The following is a 13457-nucleotide window of genomic DNA, read 5'->3' as shown; positions in this document are numbered from 1 at the left end:
AGAAGAGTTTTGGACGCGCGTCCTTGCTCATTCCACGATCACTCATTTCGCCGGCTTCACCTCGACCGCGCCGGTGCCGCTGCGGCCGTAGCGCGAGGGGTTGTACATGTCCTCGACATAGGCCTGCGGCAGCACATATTTGCCCGGCGACACCGCGCGCACGACATAGGCGACCGTGAACACCGACTTGTCGTTGGCGCCCCGGTCGATCGCCGCGGTGAAGCGGTCATCGCGGAACTCGGTGTTCTTCGGCTCGACACCGTCCTCGATCCACTCGAGCGTGCCGGAATCGCCCGAAGACACCAAGTTCGGGTTGTCGATCTCGAGCCCGGCCGGAAGATAGTCGGCCACCATGACGTGCCCGAATTCCGGTTTGGCTTCCGTCACCTTCAGGACAACCGCGAAGCGGTCATTCTGTTTCGCCTTGGCGACATCCGCCGGCTTGCCGTCGAGCGTGAAATAGCTGCGCTCGATCTTGAAGCCGTTGGAAGCCGCCGGCTCCGGCGTCACCGGCGAGCCCGACACCGAGATCACCGCCTGCACCGGTGCATCGCCGGTATTGGTGATCTTGAGCGGCTGGCCCGTCATCTCCTCGGCCTTGTAGCTGCGATAGACCGCGGTCTTGACCGGCTGGCCGTTGATGTCGAGCGCCAGCGCTTCCTTGGCGAGCGCACGCGCCGCCAGCACCATCCACGCATTCTCCTGCGTCGAGGTGTAGGGCGACAGCCCCCGCGCCGCTTCCACTCTCAGCACGGCCTGCGTCAGCGTGGTGCGCGGCGCATTGCCCTCGCCCGCGAGCGAGACCAGCGCCGCCGCATCGCGCAGCGCCGAGCCGTAATCGACCCGGCCGAACTCGATCACCGGTTTCGGGTTCAGCGCGTCGAGTGCGGCGCCATAGACCCGCTCGGCCCTCGCCTTGTCGCCGACCAGCGCCAGCGCCGCGGCAAGCTGCGCCTTGGAGATCGGCGTCGCCAGATTGTTCAGCTTGGTATCGGCAAGATAGCGCAGGTCGCCGATCGGCGCGGCGCCGTTGCGCGCAAGCACGTAGAGGCCGTAGGCCAGATCGCGGCCACCGTCCTTCTCCGGCTCGTTGGCATTGACGACCGAGTTCCTGACGCGGTCAAGTGCGTTCTTGAACAGCACGTCCGGCACCGCAAAGCCCTTTTCGCGAGCCCGGGTCAGGAAGTCCGTGACGTAGGCGTCGAGCCAGGCGTCGTCGCCGCCGGCCGACCACAGGCCGAACGAGCCATTCGATCCTTGTCGAGCGAGCAACCGCTCGATCGCGTCGCGGATGCGCTGGTCGACCGCGGTGTCCATTGCAAGATGGGCGCCGGCGGCGAGATCGTTGACATAGAGCAGCGGCAAGGCGCGGCTCGTGATCTGCTCGGAGCAACCATACGGGTAGCGGTCGAGCGCCTTCAGGATGCTCGCCGCATCGAGCGCGGTCGACAGGCTCGCCGAGATCGAGACGCTGCCGGTGCCCGGCACCAGATCGGAGAACATGTCCGAGGTCAGCGTCAGGCTCTCGCCCTTCGCCAGCGTGCGGATCGAGCGGCGCGCCAGCACCTGGGTCGCCGGCTTGACGTCGAGCGCGTAGTGCCGCGCCAGCGTCATCCCGTTCGGCCCTGATATGTCGACGTCGAAATCGGCCCGACCCGCGCCGCCGGCCTCGAGGCCGAGCGACAGCGAGGTGCGCTGCTTGGCGGCGAGCTTCACCGTCGTGGTCGGATTGCCCGAAGCCTTGATCGGGCCGCTCGCCTTGACGCTGATGGCGTAGTCGCCGGCGGCGCCTTCGACGTTGTCGATATCCATGCTGATGGTGCCCTTGTCACCGGTCAGCAGGAAACGCGGCAGTGTCGCGGTCACCACCACGGGATCGCGCACGATCACGTCAACATTGGCGCGGCCGAGCTTGGTGGCGCTCCACGCCACCGCCATCACCCGCGCCGTGCCGGCGAATTCGGGGATGTCGAAGCTCACCTCGGCGGTGCCGTCAGGGCCGACCGTGACGATGCCGGAATAGAGCGCCAGCGGTTTCTGTGTCGGCGGCGAGCCCTGCAGCTCGGCACCGGCGGCGTCACCGCCGCTCCGGATCTGGCCGGTTGTGCCCTGCATGCCGTCGATCAGTTGGCCGTAGAGGTCACGGATCTCGGCAGTCAGGCGGCGCTGACCGAGATAGTAGTCATCCGGCGCCGGCGGCTTGTAGTTGGTCAAATTGAGAATGCCGACATCGACCGCGGCCAGCACGACCTTGGCGTCTTCGCCGGGATTGAGCCCGCCGAGCTTGACCGGGATCTTCAGCGCCGTGCCCGGCCGCACCAATGCGGGCGGCGAAAGCTCGACGGCCAGCGTGCGTGCCTTCTTGTCGATGCCGAACCATTTCAGCCCGATCGCGCGGCCCGGCATGCGCCCGGCGGCGGCATCGAGCGGACGTCGCAGCGTCGTCATGACGTAAGCGCCGGTGCCCCAGTCCTTGCCGACCGATAACTTGACCTGCTGCGTGCCCTCCTTGACGTCGACGCTCTGGGTCGTCAGCAGGCGGTCGCCCAGCACATAGACGGTCAGCTTGCCTGATGTGCGCGCGTTGACCGACACCGTCATGGTGTCGCCGGACTGATATTCCGGTCTGTCGATCGAGGTTTCGAGCAGGTCGGGCGTGTCGGCGCTGCCGTCCGAATACCAGCCGACATCGAACTGCACCGAAGTCACCGGACCGTCGGCGTCGGTTGATTTCACATCGAGCCGGTAGCGGCCGGGCTGCGGCTGGAAGGTCAGGCGCATCGGCTTGTCGGCGGCGAGATTGACATCGCCGTCGGCGACGCGGCGGGTCGACTTGACGGGCTCATACTGCCAGGACGAATTCTGCCGGTACCACTGGTAACGCGACTCCAGCTTCAGCAGCTCGTAGCGCAGCCCGCTGCGCGACAGCTGCTTGCCGTCGGGCGCGACGAACACGACGTCGAACTCGGCCTTGTCGCCTTCGGCCACGCTCTTGTCGCCGAACAGCGGCTTGACGCCGATCAGCGAGGCCACTGGGGCCACCGGCAGCACGATCTTGCGCTCGACCGAGCGGCCGCCGGTCTCCGCCATGCGGATGAATATCTGGGCCTCCTGCGGCCGGGTCGAGGCCGGGACCTTCTCGAGCTTGACCGGGAAGCTGGCCGCGCCATTGGCGTCGGCCTCCGGCAGGTCCTCGATCGGGGTCCGCTCGTTGCTCGCGGTCTGCTCGTCGTCGACGCCGAACTGGTAGCCGGCATAGCCGGGCCGGCCGGCCGCCGCGGGCGCAACCAGCATGTCGCCTTCGAGCTGCAGGCCCGAGGCCGGCGCGCCATAGAGGAAATGGCCGGAGACCTCAAGTTCCACTGGAACTTCAGCTTTGATGACCTTCTCCTTGCTGGTCAGATCGAATTCGATCCGTTCGGGGATGTAATCCTCGACCATGAAGGTGGTCTCGCCGACCGACGAGCCCTTGGGGTCGGTAAAGACGCGCGCCCGCCAGGTCCCGGTCGGCACCGCGGAATTGAGCGCCACCGCCAGCATCCGGCCGCCGGCGCCCTGGTCGGGCAGCACGGTGCGGCGGAATTCGACGCCGTCGGGCCGCTCGATCACCATGGTCAGCGGTGTCCCGGTCAGGGCGTTGCCCTGTCCGTCGCGCAGCAGCGCGGTCAGGTAGACGGTCTCGTTGGAACGGTAGACGCCGCGCTCGGCGTAGACGAAGGCGTCCGCGCCGGCCGGGATTGCGCGCCCTGCGACGCCGCGGTCGGTGAGGTCGAAGGCGTTGGTCTTCAGGCTCAGGAAGGCGTAGTCGGCCTTTTCGCCCGTCACCGTCAGCAGCGCCGGCGACAATCCGCCCTCGCCGCGCGCCAGCCCCTGCTCGAACAGCACATGACCCGCTGCATCGGTCTTGCGGGTGGCCAGGATCTCGTTGTTGCGGGCGACCAGCTTCACTTCGGCATTGGCGACCGGTTCGGTCGAGGCCAGCGAGTTGACGAAGACGTGGATACCGTCGTTGCCCGAGAACGCCGACAGGCCCATGTCGGAGACAATGAACCATTGCGTCGCCAGCGTGCCATCGTCGTCACTGCCCGGCCCCTTGGCCGCAGCGGTCATGACGTAGACACCCGGCTGCAGGTCGCCGAGCGCCTGGTCGACCGGAAATGCGGTCACGACGTCCTGGTTCAGCGTGGTGGCGGTGGCGAGCTCGCCGGACCACACCTTGACGCCACGCTGGTCGCCGAGATCGGAGAGCTGATAGCGGCTCAGCGTGCTCTGGAAGTCGCTGTCGATCACGGTGTTGATCAGGTTGCGGTCGCCGATCCGGAACACGTTGACCGTGACCGCCGGCGTGTTGACGCTGACCACCGGGATACCGCGCTGTCCGGTCCGCGGCAGCACGTAGGCTCTCCCCGTGAACCGCACGAACGGCTTGCGGTCGCGGACATAGATGTTGAACTCGGCGGATTTCGGCAGGGTCTCTTTGACGGTCGACGGCAGGCCGGCGCGTAGATTGATGTTGTAGCGCTCGCCGTGCTTCAGCCCGTCGACGCAGAGCTGCTGGCCTTCCGCCGACAGAGCCGGCTTGTCGGTGCCGGCCAGCGCGAGATACGGCGCGAAGTCGACCCGCTTGGCGAGCTCCTCCGAGAACTGGAAGCAGGCCCGCGGCGAGGCCGCGTCGGAATCGACGGTATAGTCGAGCAGCCGGAAGCCATGCTCGTCGCGCATCTTCTCATATTGGCCCCGCACATCGGCCACCTCGCGCAGGTCGAGGGACAGCCGCAGCGCATCGAGCGCCGGACGCCACAGCTTGCGCTCCGCGAGCGCCTTGCCGAGCACGGCCAACGAATCGGCCTCCTCGCCCGCATTGCCGGCGCGCTGATAGGCGATGTAGGCGGCGGTGGAGGCGCGCTCCATCAGGAAGGTCTGTTCGTTGGAGCTGGCCGACCGGATCTGGAAGACGGTCCTGGCAAGCCGCAGCCAGTTGGCGCCGTCCTCGGGCGCGGTTGCCGCGATCTGGCCGAGGATCGTGAGCCCGCCGCGGAAATCATTGCGCCTGAAGGCGGCGTCCGCGTCGGTGCGCAAGGTCGCGGCCGACTTGTTGACCGCGCCCGCTTCGCTCTTGATCTGGGCCTCCAGCTTGATCGCGGAATCTGCGAGATCGTCGCGCTTGAAGGTCTTGTCCGCAGCCTGGGCGCTCACCAGGCCGAGCGCCAGCGTGGCGCAAACTGCGGCCGCACGAACCAATCCGATCATGATGGAGCTCCTGAACGCCCCGCGGTCGACCACCGCGTTGGGGTTAAAAAACGCGCGAAAAGGTGACGGAGTGAAGGCGCCGACATGAACGGACGAAAACGTCGCAGATTGCATTGCCGACATTCCTTCGACCGGCCCCAGCGGCAGCGTCATGCCGGCTCGGCGGGCGGTCTGGCCAACACAGGGCGGGACCCCTGCTTGCCTTTGTCGTCTAACCACAAAAATCGGTTCGGACGGACTTGGCGGAAAGGCGGATTTTTCATATTGCGGGTGCTACAAGGCGGCCACGGTCCCGTAGCTCAACTGGATAGAGTAGCGGATTTCTACTCCGCGGGTTGCAGGTTCGAATCCTGCCGGGATCGCCAACAAAAAACACGATGCATCAAAGGGATTTGCAGCTTTCGCAGGCGGGAATTGAGCGTTCTCATGCGAGAACATTTGCGGGACAATGCTGGAATTTGCCGGCGTTGGTGGCACCGAATCCCCGGAGAAATCCCCGGAGCGATTTCGCTCTGCGGAACGTTTGCATCTCAACAATAGAAGCGTTCTCATAAGCGCATGGCCCCGAAACATCACCCGACGCCCCTCTCCGGCGGCGACCGCAAGGCGCTGACGAAAGAGCTGGCGCGCGCCCGAGCGGTGACCACGATCCTCGCCGCCCGCGCAGCCGAGAAGCGAGCCGCCGGCGAGGCGCTGATCCGCGAAGCCGACGACCTCGCCTGCCAGAGCTGGAACGAACGGATGTGGGCCGACGGCGGCCCGGTCGACCCATCGCCCTCAATCGACCAGGCCGTCAACGCCGGTTTCCCGTGGCTGGAGATCCGCTGCTCGAGCTGCAAGACGCCGCGTGCGGTCGACCTCGCTGCGCTGCCCCACGTCGCAACGACCTGCATCCACGATCTTTGCGGCCGGCTGCGCTGCGAGAAATGCCGCAAGGCAGGCAAGCGGCCGCCGGCCGAGCTGCTGCAGCTCGCGCGACGCGGCCCGGCGACATCCGAGATGCCATGACCGAGCAGCTGCTGCTTCGCCGCACCGTGATCGGCGGCGAGACCGCCGAGGGCGACTACGTCGTGATCTGGGACGAGATCCGCATCGGAAGGATTCATCAGCAGACCGGTCTGCCACCTGGCCGGCCGAGTGTCGCGTGGGGCGTCTCGTTTCCAGGAAGACCGCAGCCGCCGGCTCACCGGGGACTAGCCAAGGACCACGAGGAGGCCAAACAAAGGGTCAAGCTCGCCTGGAGTGCCATTCGCCCGACCCTGACCGATGACGAGATCCGGGAGGCCCGTGAGAGCCAAGAACGCGACGAACGGCGCCCACGGAAACGACCGAGGCACTGGCAGGACTGATTATCGCAAATCCGCCCCGGATACCTATCTTCCGGGCATGCCGATCACCCGAAAGCCGCTCGAAATCCCACCCGCGATCGCCCGCCAGTTCGAGGCCGACATGCGGGCCTATCACGCCGAGCGGGACGGCATCATGCGCGGCCGGATCGCGGTCGGCACCAGGCACATGCTGCTCGAGCATATGCCGGCCGGAACAAAGCTGCGTCTGAGCGAGGTCGAGAAGTTGTTCGAGCTGATGAGATGACCGAGCCGCGCTGCATTCTCTGCGAAGGCGAGCGCTGGGTTTGCGAGAACCATCCGGACCAGCCCTGGACCGGCCCGCACGCCTGCACCTGCGGCGGCGCCGGCGCGCCCTGCCCGGCCTGCAATAGCTCAGATCCCGAAAAGGTTCCGCGAATGCCCCCGGGGTTTCGGCCCGATCCCGAGCCCCGATAGCGCTGCGGCGAAAGGTCTAACTCAGGGTTCCCGCCTTGAAATCCGGCCAGCCCGGCCCATTTTGGGTGGGTCTCGTTCACCACGATCGCCGCAAAACGGAACGGGCTGTGACCCAGCGCATTGACAACGACGGCAATCGCCCCTTTTAAAGGGGGTGAGCGAGAAATCGATTCCGGGAAATCGGTTGACGCCACAGTTTGGCCATACGAGAATTAATGGTCCGTTAACCTTCCCGGCCCCATTCTTGCCTTGACCGCCAGGCAAGTAATGGGAACTGAGTTTAGGCGGAAAACGAGGGCTAAGTCCATGTCAACTCACGAGAAAGACGGCTTGCTGGACTGCCTCTTCTCCAGGCAGGACCGAAAGCTCCGGAACATCAAATTCATGCGCGGCGGCGCCGCAGTCATCAGCCCCGAAATGATGACCGCTGAAATTTGCTCCCTCCTCGATCAGCGTGACCACGGCTTGGAGCCAGGCGCCGCTGTCAGGAGTGGAAGGCCTCAGGTCGATATTCGCAAATTGGTTGCCGACCTGTAATATTTGCTTTACCGAATCACTCGCATGAGAGCCCGGGTTCATTACCCGGGCTCTTTTCGTATCGGAGCTCTGTTCAGTGAGTGCTCTCCTCAAACTCATCAACGAATTTGCGGCGCGGACGACTCTCCCAGTAGAGGTTGAGCACGTCGTCGACTACTTGCGACAGCAGGGCATCAAGGACGAAATCCACTTCTGGGACGCCGACATGGACACCCAGGTCCTGAAGGGCGCGATCGTTCACTGGGAATACCAGGCCAACGGATGGACCTATAAGGTCGCCGACATTTACACCGCGCGAACGCTGACGCCTGAAGAAAAGCGTATGGTGCAGGTCAAGGAACTTCTTCACATCCTTGACCCGCGCATTGATCGCGCGAGCACTCCGGAAGAAGTTCAGGAACTCATCAAGCGCATGGTTCTCCCCGTCCAGGAAATCAGCGATTGGTCGACACCTGCAGGCGCCCATGCCCGAAACGATCATAGTGGGCTCCTCTACGCGCTCGCCGTTCTTTTCCCTATCGCCGTGCGCGAACTGTTGTCGGGGCCGTACGCGGCGAAAAACATCGACACCGCGAAGATCGCAGAAATTGCTGCTCTGCCGTATGGCTTTGTGGACTATGCGATGGGCAAAAATTGGGGTGACATGCACCCGAAGCTGATCAGGTACATGAAATCGCAAATTCCTGTGCCCGACAGGATCCACACTTTTGCCAGCGATAGATCGCCGATCGAAATCTACAGCGTTCCGCTCGAGGAAGATCCCTTTGTCTATGCGAAGCGGATCGAGGAACGCTGCCGCGATAGTGCGAAGCCGATTCGCTATGTGGTGGTAGAGACGTTGCGAGAGCGCCGGAGTTTTACGGCGAATGAGATAGCCGAATACACGCCGTGGAATCCTCTCGGGGGACGGGCATCGCATTAGGCTGCGGACAGTCGGAAGCCCGCATTGCCGCCGCATGATCACGCTGACGCCGAGCTGGGCGACGATGCCGAGCACCACGCAGGAAAGCGTCAAGCAGACGACGAGCTTGAGCGCGACGACGACAACGATGCGGAACATTTCGAGCTAGTGCGACGTGCCGGTCTTGATGGTTTCGATCCGATCGGTCATGCGATCTAGCCGGCCGCCGATGTCGCTCTTCAGCTCGCCGAAGCCGGCCTCGAGCCGCCGGATGACGTTCTCGAAGCTCGTCTTGCGGACGAATTCGTCCCGCGCCCAGATCTCGACCTGGTAGAGCTTTGCAGCGAGCGTGCGGGCTTCCTCGGCCGCCTGCTGCGCCTCACGCCTGGCGTCGGCGATCGCGATCTCGGCCGCGCGCTTGACCTCGGCCGCCGCGGTGGCCGCGCCCGCCGCCGCCGTTGCTGCGGCCGCCGCTGCAGCCTCGGACTTGGTGATGCGGTCGGAATACCGCGTCCAGAAGCCGACAATCGTCGCCAGAGCGCCGATCGCCGCCACGATCGCGCCCCACGTCACCGCGTCGCTCATTGCGCCTTCTTTCGCTTGAACAGACTGAAACCGTGCGCCGGCTTTTCCGCCGGCGGCGAGATCTCGCAGGCGACGCCCTCGACGCGGCCGATGCCCTCGCGGACGTCCTGGTATTGGCAGACGGCGCGCCGCAGGCAGGCGTTGACCTTTGCCAGCGCCGCGCGGTCGGTTTTCCAGAGCCGCTCGATCTCGCCCGCGTCGAGCTTGCGATCCGGCGTATCGACCGGCGCGCGCTCGCAGCCCGCAACGTCCGCCGGCAACGCCGGAATGTTCGGCGCGTCCGGAGGCGGAGACTGCAGCCGCTCCTGGCTATCGAACCCCGCGCACCCGCCGAGAAGCGGCACGATCAAAACACTGATTAGGATTAGCCGGCGTTGCATCGATTGCCCCCTGATTAGACTGGATCTGCGCCTCGGCCGCGGCGGCGCGTTTGGCGTCGCGTTGCTGCAGGGCGTTTGCGAAAACGAGCTGGCGGTCCTTCTCGGCGAGGCGCGCCTGCAATTGCGCATTCTGCTCGGCGACCTGCGCCGCCTCGCACTTGGCATCCGCCGAGCTAAAGCCGGCGTTGTAGAGATGCGCGCCGCCGGCGATCGCGGCGCCGCCGGCGACGACTGCCAGGCCGCCGGCGAACAGCGCGCCGGCGGCAAAAGGCGAAAGGCTGACGCCGGCGAGGCCCGCCAGGCGCATGACGATTGCGACGATCCAGCTCATGCGTGTTTCCCCGCGCGATAGTCAGCCAGGCGGCGCCGCTCGAGCTGGTCGGCGACAAACCAGACCATGACGCCGACGCCGGCGACGACGACCAGGGCGGCGACGCCGATCGCGATCGCCTGGATCGCGCCAGGCGTGAGGCCGAGCGCGCCGACCGCGTCCTTCGCGGCCGAGACCTGCGTCGCGCGGTCAGTGAGCCAGGCGAGCACGCCGGCGCCGCCGAGGCCGGTCGAGCTGCCGAAGATCTTGCCGGCCCATCCCTTGGCGCGATCGGTCAGCGCGATTGTCTGCGATCCCTCGTCGCGGAGATCCTCGACGGTCGCGCTCGCCCGCGTCTCGGCGACCTGACGCGGCGCCTGCGGCCTGCCGAGCTCGGCGATCAGCTGGTCGTCGATCGCAGGCGTCAGCGGCAGGCCGCGAGCGTTGCGATAAGCCAGGATCATTCCCTCGGTCCGCCCCTGCGGCGATTGCTCGCCGTCGACCTGGCCGACGTCGTAATAGCCGAGCTCGCGCAGCCGCCGCTGCACATACGCGACGGCCTCCGGATCGACCGGCGCCGGCGTCGTCGCCAGCTTGGCATGCTCCTGCGGATGCGACGTCGCTAGGCCGCGCTCGAATAGCGCCGCCTCGTCGTCGCGGCGGATGCGCAGCCCCTTGCTGTCGGGCCAGAGCCGTTTCATCGACCGGATCAGGCCAGGGACCTTGGCGAGCTCGCCGCTGCCGATCGCCGCCTTGATCTGCCGCATCTCCGACCAGCGCGGCCCCGGCTTATTGAAGCCGCCGGCGTCGCGGTTAAAGGCGATCGACAGGATGACGCCCTTACAATCCGGCGAGAGCTCGTCGAAACCCGGCAGCAGCCGCCGGCAGATCGCCAGATAGCGCGGGATGTCATGGCTCGAGAAAACCTCGAGCGCGACGTCCCAAGGGATATCGACCACCCCGCGCAGCTTGTGCGCCAGCTTTTCCGCCGCCGGCCCTGTGACGCCGCAGCACTTCGCCAGCGCCTTCAACATCGCGTCCGGGATCTTGCCCGACCAATCGGCCAGGAACTGCTGCCGCGTCGTCTGGCCGACGTCATAGCCGCAGGCGATCGTCACGCCGGACTGTTCGCCAGGCCAGGTCGCGCCGCTCAGACGCTTTGAATACCAGGCCGGGCTGGTGACCTCGGCGCTGACGATCAGGTCAAAGGTCGCGCGGGAGATTCCATGCAAATCGATAGCGCTCGCAGAAATGACTGCGCTGGTCATCGTGATAGTCCTTTTGTGATGGAGCGGAGGAGCGCGGCCCGGTCAGACCAGGGCGTTTGCGCGAAAATCGGCACCGATCGATTCGACCTTGACTTATGTCAACGTGTTCGACCGCCGAGAACACACCGTGTCGATATGAAGAGACAACTCGACTGGATCACAATACTCGGCTGCGTCGTCATCGCCGCAGCTTTGTTGGTATTTGCTTTCCTTCTTACAGCCTAAACTTGAACCGGGTCACACCAGGGCGTTTGCGCGAATGAGGAGCTGGTCGACTTGCGCGTCAGAGAGACCGAGGACCGCGATCATGCGTTGCACCAAAGGATCTGTTCGCCGGAGCTCGGTCGCGAGATTCCATTCCTCCTGGACCGAGGCATCCGCCGCGATCGCTGCCCGGACCACGGCCCAATTGCCGAGCTCGTCATAGGCCCGCTTCAAGCCAAGTTTGGTGCAGGAGCTCGGCGCCGGCGCCGGCGGATGCAGAAATGCAATGACCGCCGGATCATCGTCGGCGGCCTGCTCGAGGACGCGGCCAGGCTGCTCGCAGCCAAACCATCCGACGATTTCACCAGCATTGTTTCGCTCTATGAATCCCATGACTGTCATCCTTCCAACGGGTCAAAAAAGCCGCGAGTAACGATCCTAAACGTCGTTGATGCATTCGAGGCCCGCGCAGCAATATTCGCGCTTAGATCCGTCCAGACGCGGGCTTCCGCGAAGTTGCCCATGGACACGGTTGTGACCTCCGTTCCGGTTGCACCGGTCGTAAAGTTCGGCCCGACGTCGATCATCGCCACGTCGTGCACCCACCATTGAGTGTTTTGCGTCGCGCTCCAGCCGATGACGGTAAGGATTGCCTGAACCTGAATCCCCGTCGGAATGCTTGCGAGCGAGTAAGTCGTCAGCGCAGTTCCGAGATTGCTCACGTTCACGTCGAGGGGGACACCCGGCCAGAGGAACTCGTTTCCGCGCACCAACAGCTGATTGAAGATGGTGCCGTTCCAATAGACAACCCCGCGCCGGCGAAACAGCGTATAGCCGCCCGGCAGAGTTGGAGCGGTTGCGCTTCGAGATATGACTGCGTCGACCGAGCCCGAGCCGGTCGGATTTCTAATCACGAAGACATGGTAAAATCCGGTCGTCATCGCGCCGGTATCCAGGCAGCCCTGACCATTTCCAGCAGCCCAGGCGCCGCTCGTTTTGTTCAGCGCGGCAGCAAGCGTAATCATGTCGGTCGCGTTGCGATCAGCCACAACGCCGGCGGTTAAAGTGAAGTTGGCGACCCCGAGAGCGCTGATCTTCAAGCCGGACTGATAGCCCCTCAGTAGTCCGGGAATGCCGAGATTGACTATAGCAGCAGGCTTGTTCGTCAGGTCCGCGAGATTGAGACTGGACGTCAGATCACCAGCGCCAGGCTGACCGGCGCGGTTGAAATTCCAATCTCCAAACGTGCCAGCGCCAGCGGTCTTGTCGACCGTCATCGTGATGATCTGCGCAACGGGATCGTAGAGACAAACGCCTTCCATCCAATTGGTCGGCGAGCCGTTCGACGATGCCCGCAGACGGACGCCGTTCTGATACGAAAAGCCTGTGACCGCCGAGAACACCTTGGTTCCCGTGCCGATCGCAAGCGCCGTCGCGCTCGCCGCCTCCGTTGCACTCTGAGCGAGCAGCAGCCATTTTCCGGCCGCCAGATCGGTCGCGAAATTCCCCGACAGATGCGGGACGATGCACTGATAGAGGTTTTTGTTGATCGGGTGCACCACGATCGAGGTCGGCGGCACGGCTACGTAATTCGTACCTGTTGCCCAAGCCGTCGCGTTGCTCCACGGCACGGCGCCGGTATCGCCCTTGTCACCCTTGGCCGCCAGGACCTGCCAGTAAGTCGCGTCCGGCGCCGGGTGCCCCGACCCCGGCGCCGGATTGATCCAGACATAGGACGTTCCGGCGGTCGTCTGCACATCGCCGACCGAATAGGTCGCGGCGTTGTCATAGGCGCCGCGAAAGCTAAACCCCTTGTAGATGCCGAGATAGGACCAGGCGCCGGCGGTATGGAACCACATTTTCCCGGTTGACGGCTGCAGCGCATACTGACCGTCCGAGCCGAGCGACGGATCAGGCGCGGCGAGCGATGCGTCGACAAACCAGAAAAAGCCGGACGTGTTCAGCGCCGCGACCAGCGCCGAGACGTCCGCCATCGCTTGCGCCCCGACGATGCGCTGCGGCGACACTTTCCAGATGACGTAGGCGACGCCGGCCTGCGCACCGCCGCCCCATGGCGGAATGACGAGATGCGTCGGGTCGGTGACGTCAGCGATGATCGTCTGAAAATTGCCGATCTGCAGGATATCACCAGGCCGAACGTTGGTGCCTGACCAGATCGTCCCGACACCCGTGACGGCGGTTCCGTTTGCCGCGACAGAGATCGTTCCGGTCGAATAG

At 64.9% G+C, this 13457-nt stretch carries 12 protein-coding genes and 1 tRNA gene; 5 read left to right on the top strand and 8 right to left on the bottom strand.

Annotated elements, in window-relative coordinates; all coding sequences use genetic code 11:
- Positions 1–42: 42 nt before the first annotated feature.
- Positions 43–5250: an alpha-2-macroglobulin gene (locus tag ACE10Z_RS23880; RefSeq protein WP_375782957.1), complete on the bottom strand. Its 5208-nt coding sequence runs from the start codon at positions 5248–5250 to the stop codon at positions 43–45.
- 288 nt (positions 5251–5538) lie between these two features.
- Between ACE10Z_RS23880 and ACE10Z_RS23875 the strand changes: the two genes are divergently transcribed.
- The 4 genes from ACE10Z_RS23875 (at position 5539) to ACE10Z_RS23860 (ending at position 6843) form a co-directional block, all read left to right on the top strand.
- Positions 5539–5615 (top strand) — tRNA-Arg (locus ACE10Z_RS23875).
- 193 nt (positions 5616–5808) lie between these two features.
- Positions 5809–6258, top strand: a complete 450-nt coding sequence (locus tag ACE10Z_RS23870; RefSeq protein ID WP_375782956.1) for a hypothetical protein — start codon at positions 5809–5811, stop codon at positions 6256–6258.
- Positions 6255–6599: a hypothetical protein gene (locus tag ACE10Z_RS23865; protein WP_375782955.1), complete on the top strand. Its 345-nt coding sequence runs from the start codon at positions 6255–6257 to the stop codon at positions 6597–6599. Before ACE10Z_RS23870 ends, ACE10Z_RS23865 begins: the two co-directional genes overlap by 4 nt.
- A gap of 37 nt (positions 6600–6636) precedes the next feature.
- The gene (locus tag ACE10Z_RS23860; RefSeq protein ID WP_375782954.1) at positions 6637–6843 is read left to right on the top strand and encodes a hypothetical protein; all 207 of its coding nucleotides are present in this window, start codon (positions 6637–6639) and stop codon (positions 6841–6843) included.
- 500 nt (positions 6844–7343) lie between these two features.
- Here the strand turns inward: ACE10Z_RS23860 and ACE10Z_RS23855 are convergent, their stop codons facing one another.
- Positions 7344–7613 (bottom strand): hypothetical protein, encoded by a 270-nt coding sequence (locus ACE10Z_RS23855; protein ID WP_375782953.1) that lies wholly within the window; start codon positions 7611–7613, stop codon positions 7344–7346.
- Between the two features lie 34 nt (positions 7614–7647).
- Between ACE10Z_RS23855 and ACE10Z_RS23850 the strand changes: the two genes are divergently transcribed.
- The gene (locus ACE10Z_RS23850) at positions 7648–8493 is read left to right on the top strand and encodes a hypothetical protein (protein ID WP_375782952.1); all 846 of its coding nucleotides are present in this window, start codon (positions 7648–7650) and stop codon (positions 8491–8493) included.
- A gap of 144 nt (positions 8494–8637) precedes the next feature.
- Here ACE10Z_RS23850 and ACE10Z_RS23845 read toward each other — a convergent pair whose 3' ends face one another.
- The 6 genes from ACE10Z_RS23845 to ACE10Z_RS23820 form a co-directional block, all read right to left on the bottom strand.
- Positions 8638–9057, bottom strand: a complete 420-nt coding sequence (locus ACE10Z_RS23845) for a hypothetical protein (RefSeq protein WP_375782951.1) — start codon at positions 9055–9057, stop codon at positions 8638–8640.
- Positions 9054–9317 carry a hypothetical protein gene (locus ACE10Z_RS23840; protein WP_375782950.1) on the bottom strand — a complete coding sequence of 88 codons (264 nt, stop codon included), beginning with the start codon at positions 9315–9317 and terminating at the stop codon, positions 9054–9056. The genes ACE10Z_RS23845 and ACE10Z_RS23840 overlap by 4 nt, the downstream gene beginning before the upstream one ends.
- 49 nt (positions 9318–9366) lie before the next feature.
- A complete protein-coding gene (locus ACE10Z_RS23835) occupies positions 9367–9768 on the bottom strand; it encodes a hypothetical protein (protein ID WP_375782949.1) in 402 nt (133 codons plus the stop codon).
- Positions 9765–11015: a peptidoglycan-binding protein gene (locus tag ACE10Z_RS23830; RefSeq protein WP_375782948.1), complete on the bottom strand. Its 1251-nt coding sequence runs from the start codon at positions 11013–11015 to the stop codon at positions 9765–9767. Before ACE10Z_RS23830 ends, ACE10Z_RS23835 begins: the two co-directional genes overlap by 4 nt.
- Positions 11016–11252: 237 nt before the next feature.
- Positions 11253–11612, bottom strand: a complete 360-nt coding sequence (locus ACE10Z_RS23825; protein WP_375782947.1) for a hypothetical protein — start codon at positions 11610–11612, stop codon at positions 11253–11255.
- A gap of 5 nt (positions 11613–11617) precedes the next feature.
- Positions 11618–13213, bottom strand: a complete 1596-nt coding sequence (locus tag ACE10Z_RS23820) for a hypothetical protein (RefSeq protein ID WP_375782946.1) — start codon at positions 13211–13213, stop codon at positions 11618–11620.
- Between the last annotated feature and the right edge of the window lie 244 nt (positions 13214–13457).

Source organism: Bradyrhizobium sp. Pha-3, assembly GCF_042258615.1.
Classification (GTDB): Bacteria; Pseudomonadota; Alphaproteobacteria; order Rhizobiales; family Xanthobacteraceae; genus Bradyrhizobium.
This window is presented reverse-complemented; position numbering and strand designations above follow the sequence as displayed.